Consider the following 23,511-nt stretch of genomic DNA (forward strand, 5'->3'; position numbering starts at 1 on the left):
ACCACAACCGCCGCAGAATACACAAGATATATCAACTTCTGCACTAGGCTCTGTGAATGGGAAAAAGCTTGGACGAAATCTAACTTTTACATCTCCGAACATATATCTTAAAAATTCTTCTAAAACATATTTTAAATTAGCAAAAGATATTTTATCCCCATCTTCAACCACAAGCATTTCTATTTGATGAAACATAGGAGTGTGTGTAATATCAAAATCTCTTCTAAATACGGCACCAGGTGCAATCATTCTAATAGGTGGATTTTGTTTTTTCATAGTTCTTATTTGCACCGGACTTGTTTGAGTTCTAAGTAGTAATTTATCTATAAAATAAAAAGTATCTTGCATATCTCTAGCAGGATGTGATTTAGGTAAATTTAAAGCTTCAAAATTATGAAAGTCGTCTTCAATCAACGGACCTTCTTCAAGACTAAAATTTTGTCTTAAAAAATAATCAATTATCTTATCCATTGTGCTCATTACAGGATGAAGAGCACCAGAATTTGAACGCTCATCAAAATAAGCAAAATTGAAAGCATCTTTTTTAGCTTTTGCTTTTATAAATTCATCTTTTAAATATTTTTGCTTTTGAATAAATTTATCGTTAAATTCATCTCTTAATTTATTTAAAATTTCTGCTTTTTGTTTTTTTTCATCACCTTCTAAGTCTTTTAACTTAGCAAATTCACTTGTTAAATAACCTTTTTTACCAAGAATTTGCACCTTTATTTGCTCTAATTCTTCAAGCGAAGAACAATTATCTAAACTAATTAAAATATCTTCCAAGAGTTAGCCTTTTTATTGATTTTTTACAATTTTAGTGTAAATTACATAAATAAACGATTAAGACTATTAAAAAAAGGAAAGAAAATGAGCGATTTAAATGTTTTTGAAAGAATTGTAATAGGCGAACTCCCATCTAGTAAAGTTTTAGAAAATGATGAATTTTTAGCATTTCACGATATAGACCCAAAAGCTCCTGTTCATATATTAATAATTCCTAAAAAAAGATTTGTAAGTTTTCAAGAAGTTGACGGTGCTACAATGGCGAAAATGACAGATTTTATTCACGAAGTTGCAAAATTATTAGGACTTGATAAAAGCGGATATAAATTACTTACTAATGTAGGTGCTGATGCAGGACAAGAAGTGTTTCATTTGCATTTTCATATGCTAGGTGGATTAAAACTATTTATCCCAAAAGTTGAAGAAAATAAAGAAGCATTATTTTAATTTAAATTCCTAGCATTTAGCTAGGAATGTTTTAATATTCTAAATCAGGTTTGATTGTTTTAGAAGTTGAAGCAGGTAAGCTAGGATATGTAATATCAGGCATTTTACCTGTTAGTGATTTTAAGAATGTAATTATTAATTGTGATTCTTCATCATTTATTTCTATTCCTAATTGGATTTTTCCCATTAATTTAACAGCTTCATCCAATTCCCAAATAGCACCATTATGATAATAAGGTGCGGTTAATTCAATGTTTCTTAATGTAGGAGCTTTAATTAAACCATCGCTATCTCCTTTAAAATCACCTATATTTGCATATTTATATTTATTAGCAACTTCAAATGCTTGTAGTGTCCCACCAAGATTAATGCCTGTATGACAAGCAGTGCAACCTTTATCTATAAATAGTTTTAATCCTTGTTTTTCTTCTTTACTTAAAGCTTTTTCATTACCATTTAAAAATTCATCAAATCTTGATGGAGTTATTAAGGTTCTTTCAAAAATACCAATACTTGTAGCAATTAAATCAAAATCAATTTTTTTATCTCCATAAGCTTTTTTAAAATCATTAACATATTCAGGAATTGAAGTAATTTTGCTCACAACTTCACTTGGTATAGCTGCCATTTCTACTGATGATTGGATAGGTCCTTTTGCTTGGTCTTGTAAATGACCTGAACGACCATCCCAAAATTGTGAAGAATTAAATACAGAATTATAAACCGTTGGAGAGTTTAGATGATGTGGATTAGGAGACCATTTATGCCCTGTACTTGCTGGAACTCCATCAGTTCCACCTAAACCTAAATTATGACAGGTATTACAAGATATAATTCCACTTTTTGAAATTCTTGGGTCAAAATATAGTTTTTTACCAAGCTCAACTCTTTCTTTAGTGGTAGGATATTCTACATAATCAGGTGCATATTGTTTAATTAATTCTTCTAATTTGGCTTTATCGCTAGGTATAGCAACCAAACCTGCTTCTTTTGCTTCATCAATTAAACTAGCAGCATTTAAACCTACTAATAAACTTAAAGATAACATAATTTTTTTCATTATTTTCTCCTTTTAATTAAAGTAAAAAGATTATAAAGTTTTTTAGATAATAAAAAATATTATTTATATAAAATTTTATAGTTTTATAATTTATTTTTTGATAAAAAATATTATTTAATTCATCAATATGCTTTGTGTAAAAATTAAAATAAATATCGTAATAATAGTGTTTTGAATAGCTAGAAAATAGAATTAGATTGTAAATAAAGCAAATATAGAAATAGAATAATTTTAGGTCTTAATGAAAAGACCTAAAATATTAAATTAAGATTTTTTTAGTGCTCTAATTTTTGCACTTAAGCTAAATAGTCTTATAAATCCTGCTGCATCAAATTGATTATAAACTTCATCTTCACTAAAAGTTGCAAAATCTTTATCATAAAGACTATTAGGAGAGCTTTTACTCATTGCATTGCAATTACCTTTATATAATTCTATAATTATTTCTCCATTTAAATCTTTGCTAAATTCATTAATCGCAGCACTAATAGCAGCTCTTGTAGGGCAAAACCACTTACCATCATACACTAAATAGCTCATTTCAAGTCCTAACATAGCTCTTAATTTTAAGCTATCTCTATCAAGAACGATTTGCTCTAACGCTCTTAAAGCAGTATTTATAATTGTTCCACCAGGTGTTTCATAGCATCCCCTTGATTTCATTCCCACAAGCCTATTTTCCACAATATCAATCCTACCAACTCCGTGTTTTGCCCCTATTTCATTAAGCTTATTTAACGCTTCGTAAGGACTTAAGCTAATATTATTTACCTTTGTAACCACACCTTTTTCAATGCTTAATTTTACTAATTCAGCTTCATTAGGAGCTATTTTTGGATTTACACTTAGACAAAAACAATCTTCATTATTAAAAGTTGTTGTGTCTTCTAAAACTCCACCTTCAGTTGAAATATGCCAAGCGTTTGCATCTTTGCTATAGATTTTTTCTTTACTCGCTGTTGTTTTAATATTTTTTAACGCTAAAAAATCAAGCAAATCTTCTCTTGATTTCATATTCCAAATTCTCCAAGGAGCTATAACTTCTAACTTAGGTGCTAGTGCGTTTATAGTATATTCAAATCTTACTTGGTCATTTCCTTTTCCTGTAGCTCCATGTGCGATAGCATCAGCATTAATGCTTATTGCATAATCAACTAAAGCCTTAGCAATTACCGGTCTTGCCATTGAAGTGCCTAGTAAATATGTGCCTTCATATAATGCCCCGCTTAAAATTGTAGGATATATATAGTTTTTAACAAAATCTTCTTTTAAATCAACTACCACACAATCTTTTGCCCCTGAATTAAACGCCTTTTGTTTAACATCTACTAATTCATTTTTATCTTGACCCACATCAGCTACTAAAGCATACACTTCACAATCATAATTTTCTTTAAGCCAAGGAATAATTGCTGAAGTATCAAGACCCCCGCTATAAGCTAAAACAATTTTTTTCATACTTTCTCCTTAATTATCTAAATCGTATTTTTGTAATAATTTTACATAAGTTCCGTTGTCTTTTAGAATTTTTAAGGCATTATTAAAATCATCTTTTAATTTTGTATTACCTTTAGCAAATGCAAAACTCACTCCATCACCTAAAATTGGTGTTTTAGCAAATACGCTAAGTTCAGGATAAGTATTAATATAGCCTTTAGCCACAGCAGCGTCTAATACAAAACCATCTATTTTTTTATTAACCGTTGCTAAAACAAAAACTATTAATTCAGAATTTAAATATGGTTTTACGCCTTTAATTTTACTAACTTCATCAGCTTGTAAAGTGCCTAATTGAGCTCCTAATTTAGCCCCTTTTGATAAATCTTCTAAAGAATTTATATTAGTATTTTCTTTTAATTTAACATAATAATTTACCCCGTTATAATATGAATTAGAAAAATCAACACTTTTTGCTCTTTGCGGAGTTTCATTCATTCCAGAAGCTATAACATCAATTTTTCCCGCTTTTAAAGCATTGATTAAACCATCAAATTCAATAGCAACAAATTCAACTTTAATATCTAGTATTTTTGCTATTTCTTCCACTAAATCCATATCAAATCCAACAATTTTACCATCTTTCATATATTCAAATGGTGCATAACCAGGAGATGTTCCTACTTTTAAAATATCTTGAGCAAAAATTTGTGCAACTAGCGCAAAACCTAAAAATAACTTTTTCATAATTAATCCTTTTAATAAAAATAAATAACTAAATTGCTTAAAGCAAAAAACTAAAATAACCTAAATAACAATGATAAAACTAACAATAATAAAAATTAACAATGATAAAATCTGGGAAATTAAAAAATAGTAGTAAGCATCAACGAAGTCTTAAAAATAATTTAGCAACACTCTTTTGCATTTTTTCTCCTTTAAAATAATTTAAATAATAATATCAATATTTTTTGTTAATGATGATAAAAAATTATTTTTTTTGTTAATTTCGTTACGATTTGTAACAAAATTAACAAAATTTATATTAAAAAATATCACATTTCATATTTTTCTAATAATTTTTCATAAATTCCTTGACTTTTTACAATTTCTAAAGCCTTATTAAAATCATCTCTTAATTTAATATTGCCTTTAGCAAATGCAAAGCTAGTGCCACCTTTTTCTTTTATATCTTTAAATATTTCAATTTCTTTATAGGTATTTAAATATCCTCTAGCTACTAATTTATCAACTATAACAGCATCTATTTTGCCATTTACTAATGCTAGGATTAGATTTGAAATCTCAGAATTTAAAAATGGTTTTGCCGAAGGAATTTCATTAAGCATTGCAGCTTGAATTGAACCTAATTGCACTCCTACTACTAAATTATTTAAATCTTTAATATCAGTTCTTGATTTTAATCTTAAAAAACAATTTGAACCAGTGTAATAAATATCACTAAACTCAACATTTTTTGCCCTTGCAGGAGTATTGCTAAGTCCTGAAGCTATCACATCAATTTTGCCTAATTTAACAGCGCCCATTAAAGCATCAAAATCCATAGGAACAAATTCTACTTTAATATCCAACACTTTAGCTATTTCATTTACTAAATCTATATCAAAGCCAACGATTTTTTCATCTTTTATATATCCAAACGGAGCAAAACCAGGCGACATACCAACTTTAATCAAATCTTGTGCGAAAATTTGCATTACAAATGCTAATAAAATAATTAATTTTTTCATAATTTTTCCTTATTCCATATCATATTTTTTTATTAAATTATCATAAATTCCACTATCTTTTATAATTTTAAGTGCCCTATTAAATTCATCTCTTAACTTTGTATTTCCTTTAGCAAAAGCAAAACTTAGACCATCAGTTTTTTCTTCAGTTTTCTTAAATACAACTAAATTTTTATAATTTCTTAAATATCCTTTGGCTACAGTTTTATCTACTAAAACAGAATCAATTTTGCCACCAACTAATGCTAAGATTAAATTTGAAGTATCAGCATTTAAAAATATTTTTACATCTTTAAATCTAGCTAATATATCAGCTTGAATTGAGCCTAATTGTGCTCCTATAGTAAGTCCATTAATTTCATTAATATCAGTTCTTGAAGATTGTTTTAAAAAATAATTACTACTTATGTAGTAAAAATCACTGAACTCAACGCTTTTAGCTCTTTCTGGTGTATTTCTAAGCCCTGAAGCTATCATATCAATTTTTTTAAGTTTTAAACCACTTATTAAACCATCAAAATCCATAGGAACAAATTCCACTTTAATATCCAATATTTTAGCCATTTCATTTACTAAATCTATATCAAATCCATATGCTTTACCATCTTTCATATATCCAAATGGTGCATATGCTGGGTCAATTCCAACTTTAATCAAATCTTGTGCGAAAATTTGCATTACAAATGCTAATAAAATAATAAATTTTTTCATAATTTTTCCTTTAAAAACAATAAAACAAATTTATTTTCAAGCAAATAAAATAAAGCTATAAAGCTTAAAATGCTAAAAATAAAAAACTAAAAAAAATAAACAATAATAAAAATTGGGAAATTAAAAAATAAGAGTAAGGGTCAATGGGCTTTAGTTAATAATACAAAAGAATTTAGATTGTTACAATTTAACATTTTATCTCCTTTAAAATTTTTTGCAAAATATATCATAAAATAGCAAATAATATTAATTATTTATAAAAAATATTATTTGCTTTTAAATTTTATACTTTTTTGAAGAGTTTTAAGAGTTTTAACGTTAATTTTTTTAATATACTAGATTTTTGCGAAGCTAAATATTCAGCAATTTCAGTTCTTCCAAACATTAAAGCAAATGTGTAAGGAGTCATTCCTAAACCATTGTTTTCATCAATATTCGCTCCATTTTCTACTAGCAGTTTTACGATATTTAAATAACCTTTAAAGCAAACTCCAGCTAGTGGAGTTTGACCTTTATCATTTTTCATATCAACACTTGCACCATTGCTAATAAGCATTTGAGCGCATTCGTAAGAGCCGTTATAACAAGCCAACATTAAAAGTGTGTTTCCACGATGGTCTTTAAAATCAACATTAAATCCTGCCTTTATCATGTTAAGGAGAGTGTTGTAATCATTATTTCTTGCAAAATCCAATGCCATTTTACATAATTCATCGTATCTTGCTAATTCGGCACTACTTAATTGCATTTTATTTTCCTAAAGCTTTTCTTACGCCATTTGCATATTCAGGGCTAATTTTTTCAAAATGTGCTAGAGCTTTTGCAATGATTTCATCTTTTACACCATCAAAACTTGCTGCTAGATTTTTATATAGTCTTTCTTTTTCATCAGCAGGTAAGATATTAAATAGATTTCTTGGTTGTGTATAAAAATCATTATCAAGCGGAGCATATCTAGCTGCACTATTACCTATTGCCAAATCAGGCTCAAGATATTTAGCATTTTCACTTGCACCACCTAAAGTATTTGGCTCATAATAAGCACCATTAGCTAAATTATCACCTATACCAAAATTCATAGCACCTGCAACATTATATGTGCTAACTTCATTTCTAGCTCTATTTACAGGTAATTGATGATAGTTTGCACCAATTCTGTATCTTTGTGCGTCAGGATAACTAAAAATTCTAGCTTGAAGCATTTTATCAGGGCTAAAGCTTATACCTGGAACGATATTGCTTGGGCTAAATGCAGCTTGCTCTACTTCATTAAAGTAATTTTGTGGATTGCGATTTAATATCATTTCTCCAACTTCAATTAATGGAACAATACTATGAGGCCATACTTTTGTTAAATCAAATGGATTAAATCCAAGTTTTTCAACTTCGTTTTCTGCAAGGATTTGAACTTTTACACTCCAAACAGGGAAATTTCCTTTTTCAATATTCTCATATAAATCTCTTTGATGAGATTCTCTATCTTTTGCTATAATTTTTTCTGCTTCTTCATTTGTTAAGCACTTAATTCCTTGTTTGGTTTTAAAGTGAAATTTAACCCAAAATCTTTCATTTTTATCATTAATAAACGAATAAGTATGAGAACCATATCCATTCATATGACGATATGATGCAGGAATTCCTCTATCACTCATAAGAATTGTTACTTGATGTAGTGCTTCAGGAGTTAAAGTCCAAAAATCCCACGCAGCATTATTGCTTCTTAAATGAGTTCTTGGGTCTCTTTTTTGAGTATGAATAAAATCAGGGAATTTGTAAGCATCTCTTAAGAAAAATGTAGGAGTATTATTACCTACTAAATCCCAAATACCTTCTTTTGTGTAAAACTTAATTGCAAAGCCACGAACATCTCTTTCAGCATCAGCTGCACCTGCTTCACCTGCAACTGTTGAAAAGCGTAAGAAAAGTGGAGTAACTTCACCCTTAGCAAAAACTTTTGCTTTTGTATATTTGCTAATATCTTGTGTTATTCTTAATTCTCCATAAGCTCCACTTCCTTTTGCATGAACTGCACGCTCTGGAATTCTTTCTCTATTTTGATGAGCAAGTTTTTCAATCAATTGGTAATCTTGCATTAAAAGCGGTCCCATTGCACCTGCACTAAGTGAGTTTTGATTTGAACCTATTGGGTTACCAAAATCCGTTGTTAATTGTTTCATTATATCTCCTTTTAAAAATGTGAAGTAATAATAAATAAGATAGGATAATAATTGGTAAATAATAAAAATTATTATCTAAAAAATTTTTTAGCTAATAATTTTATTTTTTCATATGAAATTAGGAGCGTCATTTGAGAATATTATTAAATCCTTTTCTTTAGTTTCATTAGCTAAAGTTTCAATTAATTTTGCTTTATCTTTTAGAATGATTTTTTTAATTTTTAAATTCTCATCATATATTCTAGCATTAGTCTCACTTGTAATAATTGCTAAATCAAAACATTCATTAATTACTTCACATAGTTTTTTGTTCAACTCTTCACTTGCTTCAATTATGCCTGGACTAACTAAGACTTTTTTACCTAAGTTATAATCTTTAATTATTCTATAACTATCACTCATACCATCATAATTACCATTAAACCCATCATCAATTATAAATTTTGGCTCACGAGAGATGATTTGTAATCTATGTTCTGTAGCTTTTAAATTAGCTATTTCTTTGCTAATTTGCTCGTAATTTAAACCTAAAGCCTTAGCTAGGTAAATACAAGCACATAAATTACTAGCATTAAAACTACCTAATAAATTAGCAAAATACTTTTCATCATTGCATTTAAAACTAAGCCCATCTAAACTAGCCTTTATCTCACTTAAAGCACTATCATAGCTAAAGCTCTCCCCTACACTACTATGAGTGATTGCTGATTTTAATCTAGTGCTTTTTAGGGCTTCTTTTTTAACTTCTTTAGTATTTTCTATATTTTTAAAATATTCTAAATGAGCTGTGCCAATTTGTCCTATTATTACATAATGTGGGCGAACTAATTTTGTGATTTCTTCTATATCACCCTTTTTTCTAGCACCTGCTTCTATTATTAATAAATTTGTATTTGGGTCTAGGTTTTCATTAATATCTTTAATAAGCCCTAAAAGAGTGTTAATACTACCTTTAGCATAATGAATTTTAAAATAGTTTTGAGTAATACTAGCTAGGTAATGTTTGATACTTGTTTTGCCATAACTTGCAGTGATTAATACTACTTTACAATCTTTTAAATTGCTTATTTTATTGTAAGCTTTATCATAAAAACTCTTATTTACAAAATACTCACAAATATACGAAAGTAAAAATGCAAAAATTATAATATCTAAGGTATGTGGGTTAAGTTTGTAATAAAAATGAATTGGGGTAAATACAAAAGCACCTAATAAATTAAATAAAAATAATCTCTTAATCCTAGCTGTAAATACTAAAGGTTTATCAATATTTTTTGCTAAAAAAATTAAAGCTAAAAGATAAATTATAGCCACTCCTAAGGCTAAAAAATGATTAATATCACAAGTAATTACATAGAGTAAAAATGGTGCTATTAGATAATAAAAATGCCAACGCTTTTTAGAAAAATTAAATAAAACTCTTTTAAATTTATAATTATTTAACTGCAATACTAAAGCTAAATAATAAAGCATCAAAAAAGAAAACGCAAAAGAAACTATATAAATCATAAAAATAACCCTTCGTTAAATACATTTAATTCATTAATAAATTTATTTTTATCGCCTTTATATAACATATAAGTATGATTTTTTATTTCGGTGATTTCAAATAAATTTAAATGTTTTTTGATTTCGCTAATGATTAATTCGTTATTTTCAAAAAACACAACTTTAGAGCCTTCGCTCATTTTGACTATTTCATTATTATCATTTAAAAATATAAAATCTAATAATTTAAGATTTGAATAATTGATATTTAGTTCTTTAAATACATTGATTTTTGCAAATTGTTCTGTAAATATTATAGGTATAAAAACATTGTAATAATACTCATCATTTAATATTAAATCTTGATAAAAAAAACTAGAGCGTTTAATAATTTCATAAGAATACTTTACATTTTCATAGCTTAAGCTTAATTTATCTAAATATTCCTTGCTTGAGCAAAAGATTAAGTTATTTTTTAAAATATTTTCAAAATCATAAAATAAGTCATTTTTTAAAGTAGTAATATTTAGCCTATTTAAACATTCTATGCTTAATTCATCTAATAAAACTACCCTTTTATCAATTGAATAAAACGCAAGCAGTCTTGTTAAAGCAAATTCAAAATCATTTATTTTTAAAAATGCTACTTCTTTATCACTAATTGATAAATCCTTAGTGCTAATTATCGCATAAGCACCTTTTTTAATAGCTTCATTTGCCAATGCTTGTTCATTGGTAAAAAACGCACTAGCATTAGTAACGCTATTTAAATTAAGGCAAAAATCTTTAAGCCTAGAAACACTAGGCTTATTAATAATTTTTGCATTAATTAATTCTGAAAAATTAGTTATTTCCAATTTTTATCCAATCACTGCACCATTTTCACATTTAGTAAGCGGTGTTAATAAAACTAAGCTTTCATCTGAATTTTTAGCACTTAAAATCATACCTTCACTTAAATGCTTAAATACTTTTCTACTCTCTAAATTAGCAAGTAAAATAATTTGTTTGCCAACTAAGTCTTTAGCATTATAATATTTCGCAATTCCGCTTAAAACTTGTCTTTTTTCAGTTCCTAAATCAAGTTGGAATTTTAATAATTTCTCACTACCTTCTACATTTTCACATTCTAAGACGGTTGCTACTTGCATTTTGATTTTTGCAAAATCATCAATTTTGATTTTTGGCTCTTTTAATTCTTTTTTTACTTCTTCTTTGCTTTCAACTTTAAGCTCAACTCTTGAGAATAAATGTTCGCATTCGTTTAAATTAAATTCTTTTTGTAAATTAAACATATCGTTATATGTTTTAGTATCAATATTTACTCCTAAAGCATTAGCTATTTTTGCACTAGCTTTTGGCATAACAGGACTTAATAAAATACTAGCATTTTTTAAAATGTTAAAAATTACTGCTAATAAGCTTTGAGTTTGTTTGCTTTCGTTGTTTTTCATCATAGTCCAAGGCTCATATTTTGAAACCATCGCATTTGCTATACTTAAAGCTTTCATAATTTCGCTTATATATTCATTCATTCTAAGCTCATTTATAGCATTTATACTTGCTTTAAAATATTCATTTGCCTTATTTAATTCTTCGCTAAATCCTGATTCAAATTCCACTTTTAAATCAAAATATTTTTTAGCCATTGATATGCTTCTGCTTAATAAATTACCTAATTCATTTACTAATTCAGCATTTATTTTATTAACCATTGCAAGTTTGCTAAAATCTCCATCATTTCCAAAAGGCATTTGAGATAATAAAAAATATCTTAAAGGCTCATTGCCAAATTCGTTTTTAACATCAATAGGATTTATTACATTTCCTACACTTTTACTCATTTTTTCGCCTTCAACCGTCCACCAGCCGTGCGCTCCTATCATTTTAGGCAACTCTAAATCAAGGCTCATTAAAAAACAAGGCCAATAAATTGCGTGGAATTTTAAAATATCTTTACCAACTAATTGAATATTTGCAGGCCAAAAAGACATTTTTTCATCATTATCTAAATACCCTAAAGCACTCAAATAATTACTCAAGGCATCAAGCCATACATAAACTATATGCTTACTATCATTTAATTCATCAGGTATTTTTATACCCCAAGAAAAGCTAGTTCTAGTTACCGATAAATCCCTTAAGCCTTGTTTTACGAATGCTATTACTTCGTTTTTTTTGCTAGCTGGCATAATGCAAGTAGGATTATCTTCATACCATTTTAATAATCTATCTTGGTATTTGCTTAATCTAAAAAAATAGCTTTCTTCTTTTAAAATTCTAGTAGGCTTTTTGCAATCAGGACATTTATCATTATCAAGTAATTGAGTTTTTGTATGAAAAGTCTCGCAAGATACACAATAATGACCTTCGTATTCATCTTTATAAATATCGCCTTTTTCATACATTTTTAAAAAAATCTTACGAACACAATTTTTATGATTTTCATCAGTTGTTCTAATAAAATAATCATTACTAATTTCAAGTTCAGCCCACAAATCTTTAAAACTTTTGCTAACTTTATCAGCATAAGCTTTTGGGCTTTCGTTATTTTTGATAGCGCTTTCTTCTATTTTTTGACCATGCTCATCAGTGCCTGTTAAAAAGAAAGTCTCATCTCCTTTAAGTCTAGCAAATCTAGCAAGCGTATCAGCAATTATAGTGGTATATGCGTGACCTATATGAGCTTTGTCATTTACATAATAAATTGGAGTTGTAATATATGTTTTCATCTAAATCCTTAAAAATTAAAATCTTGTGAAGCACCTTGCGACATATTTTCATAAGTAGCCTTTACAAAAGCATTTCTTATATCGCACTCACAGAGCTTTTCACAATCTATACAAGATAATTTATTTTGTGTTTTTTGTTGGCAATCTTGCAAATTCTTTTTAGCAATTTGCAAATTACTCTCATAAATATTCATCTAAATATGCCTTTTCACTGATTGAACCAAGATAACAAGGTGTGCTTGCGTGAATTGTGCTAAATTTTAAATTAAGCAAACTCTCATATCCTTTAGAGCCTTTTATCCCATCACTTGAAAATCCACCAGCTTTTTCGTAAATATAAGCGAAAGGAAATACTTCAAATAAAGCCCTAAGTTTTCCTAATTTACCATCATTTAATGTAGCTTCACTTGTATTTGGATATGAAAACAATCCCCCGCCTTTTATTAAAATCTGATGCAAATCACTAACCATAGCACCGCTATATCTTAAGCGGTATCCATCACTAAATATTTTATCAATCATTGCTTTATGAGCTTTACTCCAATCTTTTTGAGTGCCGCCTGTTGCGTTTAATTTGCCTTTTTCATTTAGTTTTAAATCTTTTAAGAATTTAAATTCTTTTCCATCGTATTCATATAATTTTGGCTCATTTATACAAACCACTAATTGGGTTCTAGGACCATAAATTGAATAAATAGCTGCTTTTAAACTATTAGGCTCTGCAGTATTTTCATAGATAGCAAATATACTTCCTACTGCAAAATTAACATCAAATAAAGAAGAGCCATCAAGTGGGTCATACGCAACTATATATTTTGCATCATCGTATAAAAATTGCGGATTTTCTTTTTCTTCACTGATAATTGCTTTAATTGAGCCAATTTTACTAAGCTCGTTTGTAATTATCATATCGCTTAATACATCTTGTTTTAGTTGTAAATCCCCGCTAGCATTGCTTAATTCTGTATAGCCATATTCAGGGTTATCAAAGCTTTGCTTAATCTTTAAAACGCTTTGTTTTATAGCTTCTATTATTTCTTGCATTAAATCTCCTTAGCATTATTCAAAACAAATTCACTAATACTAGCAATATCATCTAAATTAAATTGCTTTAAACCATAATCTTTATTAGAATAACTAGCTAATGCTAAAGAATATTCTAAATAACTCTCATCAACTTCTTTGCAAAACACACATAATCTTGGTAAAGGCAAACTTTTAAGTCCTTCAACTAAAACAATATCAGCACTAAATTGCTTAATTATTTGCTCTATTTCTAAGCTTTCGTGATAAAAAATAGTGGTTTTTACAGGACTTAAAACTGCAACTTCAGCACCCGTTTGATAGAATTTAAAACTATCTTTACCATTTGTATCAAATACTGCTTTATCTTTTGGGTCGTGCTTAATTATTGCTACCTTTAAGCCAAGCTTTTGTAAATGCTCTGAAATTTTACAAATTAGTGTAGTTTTGCCCGAATTTGATGGGCCAGTAAATGCGAATGCTTTTTTCATTGATTAACCTTTTTTATTAAAAATTATAAATTTATAAATTAAACGAAAGAGAAGTAATGAAAAAAGCTTTATTTTTAGTAATTTTGATATGTTTTACAGCTTGTGTTAGGCAAAATGATGAATTTTATAATTCAAAAGAAGAAATAATGCTAAGGTCTTATTATGTAAATGATTGCATTATTAGTTATTTAGGAGTTAAGGATAATAACGATTATTTTGTGATTGCTAGTAAAAATGAAATTGAACATATAATAATTGAAGGGTATTTGGTTCAATTTTTAAAACTGCCAAAAAATGAATTTAATTTGCCTTATAAAAATGATTTTTTATATTTTTACAAAATAATAAATACTGCTAGTAAAAAGACAAATATTGATATGGAAATTACTTTAAATAATGAAGAAACAAGAAGCGCTAAAATACAAAGAATTTCAAAATCTCTTGAATATCAATTTTAAGGGCAAAAAACCCTTAAAATTACGCTAATAATGATGCTATTTGAGTTTGGTTAAAATTAACTTGTTGAGCGTTTTTAAAATTTTCTTCATTTTGCTTTAAAAAATTAGCGTTTAATTTAGAAAAATCTTCATTTTTAAATCTATCGTTATTGTTATTTGCTGTTTTTAAACTATTTTCTATTTTTTCTAAATCATTTTTCAAATCAACTTTATTTGTATTATTATTTTGAATTTTTGAAATCATTTCATCTTGTTGAGTGCTGATTTCTTGATATTTTTTCTCGCTTAATTTTTCTTCACTTACTTTTTTCTCATTTAGTTGTTCTACCGAAGTATCTTCAACTTTTTGAGTAGGTTTATTTTGAGCCATTAAGACATTGCTTTGTATGTTATTGTTAATTTGCATACTAAACTCCTTTTAAATTTTGCCGATTATAGCCTATTTTTCTTTTTTCTTAGTAAAAAATAATATTAATTGTAAAATAACCATAACTTTAAAAATCATTTCACTTTGCTTATGATTATCATTAAAATCTTTACTATCAGTAATGCCTAAAGCCTGCATATCAAGCACATTAGCTGTATGATAAAATACAAACACTAAGGCTAAAATCAAAATTATTAGGCTTAAAATTGGCTTTAAACTAAATAATTTATTTGAAATACTTTCATAAATAATATTTAAAAAGCTTACGAAAAGTAACAAATAATTAAATTTTACAAACACTTGTGTCATCAAAAGTCCGCTTTGAAAGTGGCTTAAAATCCCATCTCCAATAATTGCACTAGGATAAAAAATAATAGGAGCAACAACAATTCCTATGAATAATTCTACAAAAATTATTCCAGCTAATAAAAAATCATTAATTTTTTTCATAATCTAACCTTTCTGCTATAAAAACTCTATCAAAACCATTTAAATCTTTATAAAAACTAGCCTTAAAATTCTTTTCTTTTAGATAATCATTTAGGATTTCTTTTTGATCATATCCAAATTCGCACATTAAAAATCTCACATTTTCTAAATAACATTTATCAATTATTTTAAATAATATCTCATATCCTTTTTTACCACCAAAAAGCGCTGTTTTAGGCTCTTTTAATACTGATTTATCTAAATTATATTCGGTGCTAATATATGGAGGATTTGAGATAATTAGTTCATAGTCTTTAAAATTAACTTTCATAAAATCGCTAATAAAAAAATCACAATTTACATTATGCAATTTAGCATTTTCATTGGCTAGTTTTAAGGCTAATTTGTTTATATCACAAGCTTTTATATTTGCTTTTGTAAATAATTTTAAAAATATACTAATAATCCCACTTCCAAAACCTATTTCAAAAATATTTTTTATATTATTTTGATTTATTAGATTTATTGCTAAATCTATTAGTATTTCAGTATCATTTCTAGGAATTAACACTCCTTTAGCACATTTAAATTCTAAATCTTTTATATAAGTTTTTGAGAATATGTATTGCAATGGAGTGCCGTTTTTGTATTCGTTTGCAATACTTAAAAGTTTAATTTTATCGCTTGGATTTATCACATTTGCCCTTGCGACTGAATATTCAAGCATTGAATATGAAAAATACTCCATTATAATCTGTCTTGCAATTACTTCATTGCTTAGGGCTTTTAATTCGTTAAATGTGGCTATCATTTAATGCACTTATTCTTCTACTTAAACTCGGATGAGTTTTATAAATCATTTCATAAATAGCGTTATGATCTAGCAAGGCTTTATTATGAATAGCTAATACCTTTAAAGCACTTATCATATCGTTTTTGCTAGTTTTTATTGCTCCGTGTTTATCTGCACTAAATTCATTTTTTCTTGAAATAGAATTTAAAATAGGACTTAAAATAAACGAAATTGCCGAGCCTACCATAATAAAAGCAAACAACGGGCTAGACACAAAGCCTTCTAAATTAAATTGATTTTCAAAAAAACTTGAAAAATATCCAAAAAACGCAAAGGTAATTAATAGATTTAAACCACTTATAAAAAGCATTTTTAAAATATCTTTATGTTTAAAATGCCCTAATTCGTGAGCTAATACGGCAAGTAATTCATCTTTACTCATAGCATTGATTAAAGTATCATAAAGAACTACTTTTTTTGCTCCAAACATACCCGCAAAATAAGCATTAAGTCTAGTATCATTTTTACTAGCGTCCATACTAAATACCCCATTACTTTTAAAGCCACATTCATCTAATAATTTTGCAATATCATCTCTTAATTCACCTTCTACAGGGCTTAATTTGTTAAACAACGGAACTATAAAATTAGGATAAATAACCATAGCTAAAAGACTAAAAATAAATAAAATAGCAAAGCCACCTATCCACCAAAACTCGCCTAATTTAGCAATAGCAAAAAGCAAAATATAAACTAAAGCTCCACCTATAATTACTAATAAGATTAATGATTTTAAAAGGTCTTTAAAATACATTTTAGGAGTTTTTTTATTAAAGCCGTGCTTGGTATCAACAACCATAGTTTTATAATAATCTAAGCAAGTTAGAATGCAAGAATTTATAATAAAATACAATAAAACTAAAATAGTATTATCAAGCAATGAATTAGGCTCAAAATGAACCTTTAATACATTAAATAACACCAATATAAATACGCAATTTAAAATAAGTGCTAAAAAATTATTTAGTATTGAAAATTTATGCTCAACTATGGCTATATTTTTAAATTCTATAAATTGCTCATCACTTAAAAAACCTTTATTTGTTTTTGTTTTAATATGATTTATTTCAAGTAATTTAAGTATTGTTTCAATCACAAAAATTACACTAATTATACTAATTATCAACATTTTCTAACCTTTCTGTAAGTTCTAAAACTTCGTAATACTCATTTTCTAAAAGCTCTAATTCCTGATTTAAATTCTCAAGTCTTTCATTAAGAGCCAATATCCCATATTTTTCATATTTTGCAGGGTCACTTAAATATTCATTTAATAATCTAATTTCTTTTTCAATTTCTTCAATCTTAACTGGGTGTTCTTCTAGAATTTTATTTTGTTTATAGCTTAATTTTACGCTTTTTTTACGCTCAACTTTTACTGGTTTTTCTTTATCATTTTCTATTTCACTATTTAACTCGCTTAATTCATCGTTTAATTCTAAAAGTTCACTAAATTTCATAGTTTCAATTTCAATTGATTGATTTGAAAAGGCAAAAAGCTTAGTAGCAAGTCTATCTGTAAAATATCTATCATGACTTACAAATATCAAAGCACCTTTAAAATCCATTAAATACTGCTCTAAAATATTAATCGTAGCAATATCTAAATCATTAGTAGGTTCATCTAAAACTAGTACTTCATAATCTTTTGTAAAAAGTTTTGCTAAAGCCACCCTACTTTTTTCGCCACCACTAAGTGAGCCAATTTTATAAGTAAGTTGTTCTTTAGGAAATAAAAAATGCTTTAAATATCCATATACATGCATATTAGAGCCTTTCACATTGATAGTATCACCGCCATTTGGACAAAAATACTCAATCAAAGTTTCATCATCTTTTAAATCACTTTTTTTCTGGTCAAAATATCCTATATTTATCTCACCTTTTTTTATAAAACCACTGCTAGGGCGAAGCTTTTCAAGTAGAATTTGTAAAAAGCTAGATTTTCCACAGCCGTTTTTGCCTACAATTGCTATTTTTTCACCTTGCAAAATCCTTGCATTAAATGGCTTAAATAATAATTTTTCGCCTAGTGTTAGGCTAATATCGTGTAATTCAAAAAGCATTTTTTTCTTATTTGCTATGAGTGGATTTGATTTTATATCACTTGCACGGGTAAGCTCAACTCTTAGTCTATTCAAAATACTAGGATTTTTTTTAGCCTCTTCACGCATTTTAAAAATACGCTCTTTCCTACCTTCGTTTCGCTTAAGCCTTGCTTTTACCCCACGACGCAGCCATTCTTCTTCGCTTTTTAATTGTTTTACTAAAGTTTCATAGCTTTTATTAAGGCTTTCTAGTAATCTTGCCTTAGCTCGTAAATAATTTGAATACCCACCTTCAAATTCTCTTAATTTTGCATCTTCTATTTCTACGCATTTACTTGCAATGTTGTCTATAAAATATCTATCGTGACTTATAAAAATAACACATTTTTTACTAGCTTTTAACATATCTTCAAGGTATTTACACATAGTTACATCTAAGTGGTTCGTAGGCTCATCTAAAATCAAAACATCAGGAGATTTAAGCAACATACAAGCAAGGCTTAATCTTCTTAATTCCCCACCACTAAGACTTGCTAGATTTCTATTTATAAAACTACTTAATTCAAATTCTTTTAAAGCTCTATTTATTTTGCTATCAATACTCCAAGCGTCCTTGCTCTCTATTAAATCAAATAAAATTTGTTGTTTTTGTAATAATTCTTTATCATTTGGATTAGTTGATAGTTTAGAATTAATCTCATTATATTCGCTTAAAGCATTAAAAATATCGCCTAATTCTAATTTAATATATTCATCTACACTAAGATTATAATCTATATTAATGCTTTGAGAAAGCATAGAAAAATTTATACTTGAATTAATCAACACCCTACCATTATCAGGTTCTATTTCTTTAGTAATTATTTTTAAAAATGTAGATTTGCCCTGCCCGTTTTTACCTATTATTGCGATTTTTTCGCCATCGTTTATACTAAAATTTACATTTTTTAAAATAACTTTTTCGCCGTAAGCTTTATCAATATCAATACAATCTATTAAAATCAATTTAAATAATCCTTAAGTTTTTTAAAGGCTAGTATTCTAGCCTTTAAAGATTATTTAACATCTACATCAAAATAAATTTCAACTTCTTCGTGAGTTTTCTTTCCGTGAAGTGCTGAGATTTGTTTATCAGTTGAAAGTGCTGTGAATGCTTCAGTTGTATTAAAATCAGTATTCATATTGATTACTCCTTTTACAACTAATTTACCATCAGCTACGCTATAAGTCATTGGAATTTCTTTTGTAATATCATTAAATGTGATTACACCTGTAGCACTTCCGCTTGTTTCATCACCTTTTACATCTTTTAAACTAGCTTCAATTTTGCTATTTTTTAGATTTGCAATATATGTTCTATGGATATTGTTTTCACGAATTTTATCTTTTGTATTTTCGTTAGCAAAATCCATACTTGCTTTAGTTCCGTTTAAAATATCTACAACAGAGCCACTTGTTTTGCTAAATTCAAATTTAGCATCATCAATAACACCAGGAACACCTAATTTTTTTTCCATTTTAAAACCAGTAAAATGAGCTTTTACACTAGCTTCATCAATAGTAATTGCATAAGCACTTGAGCCTAAAATCGCAGTAGCGATGATTGAAGAAAATATCTTTTTCATTTTTTTATCCTTTTTTTTAAATTGGACCATTATTATACGATATTTTGTTAATCATTATCATTTCTAATAGAAAATTTTTATTAATTAAAATTTTATATATTTATGCAATTTTTTTAAGGAGAAAAAATGTTAAAACAAATTAAAAAGTTAGCTTTAGTGTTGCTTGTTAGTTCAAACTTATTTGCCTTAAGTGAAGGTGTAGAATACAATGTGCTTGAAAATCCAATTCCAAATTCTGATAATTCTTTAACAGAAATATGGTCTTATCAATGTTCGCATTGTTATTTACACCACAATCACAATACTTTAGGACTAATAAAAGAGCAATTAAAAGATTTGGATATTAGATTAATGATGGTAAAAACTTGGGGAAAATTTGGTCAAGAAATGGCTAATTTACTTGCATACGCACATTATCAAGATGAAAAAAATAAAATTAGTTTGATTGATAAAAATAGCCTATATGATAAAATTAGTAGCGTTTATTTTGTTGAAATGTTTAAAAATAAATCAACTTGGAATAATAATCCTGATGAATTTTATAAATCTGGTCTAAGTATTCTTGGAATTTCAAAGAAAAAATTAGAAAGCTTCTTGCAAAGCCCTGAAGGAAAATATTTGTTAAGCTCAACTGATATTGCAAATGAAATTGCTAATACTTACGGAACTCCAACTTTTATTGTAAATGGAAAATATGTAATCAATTTAGCTTATGCAAAATCTCCACAAATGCTTATAGATATGATAAACGAACTATCTAAAAAATAAGGATTTACTTAGGTAAATCCTAAATATTTCTAATACTTGTATTATGAAGTAGTGAAATGTTGCATAAAATTATAAAACTCTTACAATATTTATCTTATTATTTATCTTGGTTATGCGTAGTTGTTGGTTTGATTGAGCTTTTTATGGGCTTTAATTTTGCTTATTATTTTATATCTGCAATTTTGCTTTCTGCTATTTATGGAAGTATTAAAAAGAGATTAGATGAGATTAAATTTAATAAATACTTTTTAATAATTTTAGCTTTAGTATCTGCTTATAAATACTATGAATTTTTTATAAAAGAGCCAAGTGATTTAATAGCAAAAATCATAAAAGCTAATAAAACTTGCCTAGAAAATCAAAGATATTGCATAACAAATGAAGTTACTACAAAAGAACTCAACGCTGTATTATTAGATAAAAACAATGATGAAATTCTTAAATATCTAAAAGAATATGGATTTAGAAAAAATGAGAAAAATAATATGCTGTATTTTCAAGATACTATTTATAAAAACCCAGTTGATATAGCAATAAAATTGCAAGATAATCAAATAAATAAAATATATTATAAAGCAGATAGAAAATAAATCTACTTTACGCAAAATAAGCAAATCCTACTTATATACCTTATAATGAATTTCTTGGATTACTTTATTTTTATAAATTAAAGTTATAAAAACCATTTTTCCAAATACTACATTTTTATAACAAATATTAGCGTTTTTATAACACCTTAGCATTTTAAATTCTTTAAAATATTCATAAACTTCATAAGGGCTTTTATCCTTTATGTTTTTATTAAGTGCATTGATTAAATCAATATCATCTACTAAAAAATAATCATCAAAATTAATCGTTTTAGCCTTTATAATCTGCATTACAAGTTCATTTGGCAGTTTTAAAAAATAATCATAATATTTATAGGCGCAAAATACTAGCAAGATAGCTAAAACAAGTGCTTGGTATTTAATTGTATTTTTACCAACTAATTTATAAATTATGAAAAATAAAATCGCATAAATAATATCTAAAATAAAATCATTTTTTACATAAAGATTAAATAAAGCATTAGCTAAGGCAATAAACATTATATTAAATGAAAAATATTTTAAAACACTAAAAAATCTATCTTTTAAATATATTTCAAAGTTTTTTAGCCTTTTAGAAATTATGTAATAAAGCATAAAAGATAGACTTGAAATTATCAAATAAATTATAAAATCCAAGTGATTATTAAAACTCAATGGATTTATATAGATTAAATAAAATAAAGCTAAAGCTACGAAAAAGAAAAACCAAGCTAGATAAAAAAGTATATTTTTTATAAATACAATAAAATCATTTTTAAAAGTCATATTTTCTCGCATTATATTATTTTAGTTTTGAAATAATTTTATTGTAAATATAATTTATTGCAAGAGCTAAATACATATAAAACAAATTAATATTTAAAATAACTTCTTTTGAAAATATTTTATAAAATTGTTGATAGTAAGTAATAAAAATAGCAATAGTTAAAAAAAATAAATAAATTGTCTTAACTCTAAAAAAATAACACACAATATGTATTATTAAAGATATAACTAATAAGCTAAAACTAGGAAAAATATTATAAAAAAGATACAATAATGCAACAATAAAAATCAAACTTATATACGCATATTCAATATTGATTTTATGTGAAATTTTATTTTTAAAACTAGCAAAAAACCACATATAAGGTAAAATGAAAAAATGAATAATTGTAAAAATTATGTTGAAAAATATATAGCTATCATTTGAGTTATGTGAAAATGCTTTAGTCAAAAGTCCTAAATCAACAGAATAATAAAGTGATAAATAAAACAAGAATAATAAAAATCTATAAATACTAATCTTCAAATAAGAAAATGGAAAAAACATAGCTTTAAAATAATCAAAATCTATTAAAGCTTTATCCTTGCTATTTAAATTAATAATAACCCAAGATATTAGCATATTAATATAGTTTTTCATTACTTTCCTTTTTTATTAAAATAAATCTTGTATATATTCTATTCCAAGAAATGGCTCGTATTCTATTACAATATATTTCGCTACAATACCATTGTCTGTTTCATTACTAACGAATGTTATATCATAATATTGACCTTTTATAATCTTCTTGCAAGAATAAACATTATTTTTAAATTTAATTTGTTTAAATCCACTATCCTCAAAATATTTTTTAGTATTATCTCTTATTTTTGTATTAACATAATCAAATAAATCTAAATCATTTTTTATCACATAGATATATCCGCCTTTCTTTCCATCTGTAAAATACCCTTTATTAGAACTTATAATCATTTTTATTAATTCATTTGGTTCTTTTATATGTGTTATATAAAATTGTGAAATTATTAGCAAAGTTGATAAAGTAATAAAAATATATAAAACTTTTTTAGAAGGTTTATAATCTCTTATAATCATTGACATTAACAAATAAAGAAAAGCAAAAACTATCGTGCAAAGCAATAATATATCATTACAAACATTGATATAAATTAAAGATACAAGATGTATAAAAAAAATTATGAATAAAGCAAGAAAAATATTTTTCAAAATACCTATGATAAGTTTTAAAATATTAAAAATTTTACCAATACATTTCATAGTTTTACCTTTTTTGCTTGAATAGTATTTAAAATACATAAAATACAATTAAAATTCTAATTTTTATTAATATAATTTATTTTATATTAAAATCTTCTCATTAAAAAGCTTGATATTTTTATAAAAGGATTTAAATGTTTTTAAAAGAGTTTTATTAACCCTA

27 protein-coding genes are annotated in these 23,511 nt (G+C 26.5%); 4 read left to right on the forward strand and 23 right to left on the reverse strand.

The window, feature by feature from the left end; translation table 11 throughout:
- The coding region (locus tag AVBRAN9333_RS04590) for a phenylalanine--tRNA ligase subunit alpha (protein ID WP_336609511.1) at positions 1-786 on the reverse strand (786 nt) is incomplete at its 3' end.
- Positions 787-870: 84 nt separating this feature from the next.
- Here AVBRAN9333_RS04590 and AVBRAN9333_RS04595 point away from each other — a divergent pair.
- Positions 871-1,233: a histidine triad nucleotide-binding protein gene (locus AVBRAN9333_RS04595; RefSeq protein WP_214117523.1), complete on the forward strand. Its 363-nt coding sequence runs from the start codon at positions 871-873 to the stop codon at positions 1,231-1,233.
- Between the two features lie 31 nt (positions 1,234-1,264).
- On the opposite strand, the gene AVBRAN9333_RS04600 is transcribed toward AVBRAN9333_RS04595, so the two are convergent.
- The 13 genes from AVBRAN9333_RS04600 to mobB all read right to left on the reverse strand — a co-directional run bounded on the left by AVBRAN9333_RS04600 (position 1,265) and on the right by mobB (position 14,103).
- On the reverse strand, positions 1,265-2,293 hold the full coding sequence (locus AVBRAN9333_RS04600; RefSeq protein ID WP_214117524.1) for a cytochrome-c peroxidase: 1,029 nt from the start codon (positions 2,291-2,293) through the stop codon (positions 1,265-1,267).
- Positions 2,294-2,557: 264 nt separating this feature from the next.
- Complete coding sequence (locus AVBRAN9333_RS04605; RefSeq protein ID WP_336609512.1) at positions 2,558-3,751, reverse strand: argininosuccinate synthase; 1,194 nt, start codon at positions 3,749-3,751, stop codon at positions 2,558-2,560.
- Between the two features lie 9 nt (positions 3,752-3,760).
- On the reverse strand, positions 3,761-4,477 hold the full coding sequence (locus tag AVBRAN9333_RS04610) for a transporter substrate-binding domain-containing protein (RefSeq protein WP_214117526.1): 717 nt from the start codon (positions 4,475-4,477) through the stop codon (positions 3,761-3,763).
- A 308-nt stretch (positions 4,478-4,785) separates the two neighbouring features.
- Entirely contained in the window at positions 4,786-5,481 is a 696-nt protein-coding gene (locus AVBRAN9333_RS04615; protein WP_336607976.1) for a transporter substrate-binding domain-containing protein, read from the reverse strand.
- Positions 5,482-5,490: 9 nt separating this feature from the next.
- Positions 5,491-6,192: a substrate-binding periplasmic protein gene (locus AVBRAN9333_RS04620; RefSeq protein WP_336607977.1), complete on the reverse strand. Its 702-nt coding sequence runs from the start codon at positions 6,190-6,192 to the stop codon at positions 5,491-5,493.
- 283 nt (positions 6,193-6,475) lie between these two features.
- The gene (locus tag AVBRAN9333_RS04625; RefSeq protein ID WP_214120329.1) at positions 6,476-6,940 is read right to left on the reverse strand and encodes an ankyrin repeat domain-containing protein; all 465 of its coding nucleotides are present in this window, start codon (positions 6,938-6,940) and stop codon (positions 6,476-6,478) included.
- A 1-nt stretch (position 6,941) separates the two neighbouring features.
- Positions 6,942-8,369, reverse strand: coding sequence for a catalase (locus AVBRAN9333_RS04630; RefSeq protein ID WP_214120328.1), 1,428 nt, complete (start codon positions 8,367-8,369; stop codon positions 6,942-6,944).
- A gap of 108 nt (positions 8,370-8,477) precedes the next feature.
- A complete protein-coding gene (locus tag AVBRAN9333_RS04635) occupies positions 8,478-9,878 on the reverse strand; it encodes a UDP-N-acetylmuramoyl-tripeptide--D-alanyl-D-alanine ligase (RefSeq protein ID WP_336609513.1) in 1,401 nt (466 codons plus the stop codon).
- Complete coding sequence (locus AVBRAN9333_RS04640; RefSeq protein WP_214117532.1) at positions 9,875-10,714, reverse strand: hypothetical protein; 840 nt, start codon at positions 10,712-10,714, stop codon at positions 9,875-9,877. Before AVBRAN9333_RS04640 ends, AVBRAN9333_RS04635 begins: the two co-directional genes overlap by 4 nt.
- 3 nt (positions 10,715-10,717) lie before the next feature.
- On the reverse strand, positions 10,718-12,589 hold the full coding sequence (gene metG / locus AVBRAN9333_RS04645) for a methionine--tRNA ligase (RefSeq protein ID WP_336609514.1): 1,872 nt from the start codon (positions 12,587-12,589) through the stop codon (positions 10,718-10,720).
- A gap of 8 nt (positions 12,590-12,597) precedes the next feature.
- Positions 12,598-12,783: a hypothetical protein gene (locus tag AVBRAN9333_RS04650; RefSeq protein WP_214117534.1), complete on the reverse strand. Its 186-nt coding sequence runs from the start codon at positions 12,781-12,783 to the stop codon at positions 12,598-12,600.
- Entirely contained in the window at positions 12,770-13,633 is an 864-nt protein-coding gene (locus AVBRAN9333_RS04655; protein WP_214117535.1) for a class 1 fructose-bisphosphatase, read from the reverse strand. Before AVBRAN9333_RS04655 ends, AVBRAN9333_RS04650 begins: the two co-directional genes overlap by 14 nt.
- Positions 13,633-14,103, reverse strand: a complete 471-nt coding sequence (gene mobB / locus AVBRAN9333_RS04660; protein WP_214117536.1) for a molybdopterin-guanine dinucleotide biosynthesis protein B — start codon at positions 14,101-14,103, stop codon at positions 13,633-13,635. The genes AVBRAN9333_RS04655 and mobB overlap by 1 nt, the downstream gene beginning before the upstream one ends.
- 56 nt (positions 14,104-14,159) lie before the next feature.
- Here mobB and AVBRAN9333_RS04665 point away from each other — a divergent pair, with 56 nt between their 5' ends.
- A complete protein-coding gene (locus AVBRAN9333_RS04665; RefSeq protein WP_214117537.1) occupies positions 14,160-14,561 on the forward strand; it encodes a hypothetical protein in 402 nt (133 codons plus the stop codon).
- A 19-nt stretch (positions 14,562-14,580) separates the two neighbouring features.
- Here AVBRAN9333_RS04665 and AVBRAN9333_RS04670 read toward each other — a convergent pair whose 3' ends face one another.
- The 6 genes from AVBRAN9333_RS04670 to AVBRAN9333_RS04695 are packed head-to-tail and all read right to left on the reverse strand — an operon-like array spanning position 14,581 to position 19,943.
- Positions 14,581-14,967, reverse strand: a complete 387-nt coding sequence (locus AVBRAN9333_RS04670; RefSeq protein WP_336609515.1) for a hypothetical protein — start codon at positions 14,965-14,967, stop codon at positions 14,581-14,583.
- Positions 14,968-15,000: 33 nt separating this feature from the next.
- Positions 15,001-15,438 (reverse strand): DUF4149 domain-containing protein, encoded by a 438-nt coding sequence (locus AVBRAN9333_RS04675; RefSeq protein ID WP_214120461.1) that lies wholly within the window; start codon positions 15,436-15,438, stop codon positions 15,001-15,003.
- On the reverse strand, positions 15,425-16,228 hold the full coding sequence (locus tag AVBRAN9333_RS04680; RefSeq protein ID WP_214117540.1) for a HemK/PrmC family methyltransferase: 804 nt from the start codon (positions 16,226-16,228) through the stop codon (positions 15,425-15,427). Before AVBRAN9333_RS04680 ends, AVBRAN9333_RS04675 begins: the two co-directional genes overlap by 14 nt.
- Positions 16,212-17,399 (reverse strand): M48 family metallopeptidase, encoded by a 1,188-nt coding sequence (locus tag AVBRAN9333_RS04685; protein WP_336609516.1) that lies wholly within the window; start codon positions 17,397-17,399, stop codon positions 16,212-16,214. The genes AVBRAN9333_RS04680 and AVBRAN9333_RS04685 overlap by 17 nt, the downstream gene beginning before the upstream one ends.
- Complete coding sequence (abc-f, locus tag AVBRAN9333_RS04690) at positions 17,386-19,323, reverse strand: ribosomal protection-like ABC-F family protein (RefSeq protein WP_336609517.1); 1,938 nt, start codon at positions 19,321-19,323, stop codon at positions 17,386-17,388. The genes AVBRAN9333_RS04685 and abc-f overlap by 14 nt, the downstream gene beginning before the upstream one ends.
- A gap of 50 nt (positions 19,324-19,373) precedes the next feature.
- Positions 19,374-19,943 (reverse strand): hypothetical protein, encoded by a 570-nt coding sequence (locus AVBRAN9333_RS04695; RefSeq protein ID WP_214150635.1) that lies wholly within the window; start codon positions 19,941-19,943, stop codon positions 19,374-19,376.
- 126 nt (positions 19,944-20,069) lie between these two features.
- Between AVBRAN9333_RS04695 and AVBRAN9333_RS04700 the strand changes: the two genes are divergently transcribed.
- On the forward strand, positions 20,070-20,711 hold the full coding sequence (locus tag AVBRAN9333_RS04700; RefSeq protein WP_214117544.1) for a thioredoxin domain-containing protein: 642 nt from the start codon (positions 20,070-20,072) through the stop codon (positions 20,709-20,711).
- 56 nt (positions 20,712-20,767) lie between these two features.
- Positions 20,768-21,301, forward strand: a complete 534-nt coding sequence (locus AVBRAN9333_RS04705; RefSeq protein ID WP_214117545.1) for a hypothetical protein — start codon at positions 20,768-20,770, stop codon at positions 21,299-21,301.
- A gap of 27 nt (positions 21,302-21,328) precedes the next feature.
- On the opposite strand, the gene AVBRAN9333_RS04710 is transcribed toward AVBRAN9333_RS04705, so the two are convergent.
- The 3 genes from AVBRAN9333_RS04710 to AVBRAN9333_RS04720 are packed head-to-tail and all read right to left on the reverse strand — an operon-like array spanning position 21,329 to position 23,042.
- Entirely contained in the window at positions 21,329-22,069 is a 741-nt protein-coding gene (locus tag AVBRAN9333_RS04710; RefSeq protein WP_336609518.1) for a hypothetical protein, read from the reverse strand.
- Positions 22,070-22,085: 16 nt separating this feature from the next.
- Positions 22,086-22,709, reverse strand: a complete 624-nt coding sequence (locus AVBRAN9333_RS04715) for a hypothetical protein (protein WP_214117547.1) — start codon at positions 22,707-22,709, stop codon at positions 22,086-22,088.
- 15 nt (positions 22,710-22,724) lie between these two features.
- Positions 22,725-23,042: a hypothetical protein gene (locus tag AVBRAN9333_RS04720; RefSeq protein WP_336609519.1), complete on the reverse strand. Its 318-nt coding sequence runs from the start codon at positions 23,040-23,042 to the stop codon at positions 22,725-22,727.
- Between the last annotated feature and the right edge of the window lie 469 nt (positions 23,043-23,511).

It is taken from the genome of Campylobacter sp. RM9333, from assembly GCF_020137705.1.
In the GTDB taxonomy this organism is placed as follows: Bacteria; Campylobacterota; Campylobacteria; order Campylobacterales; family Campylobacteraceae; genus Campylobacter_E.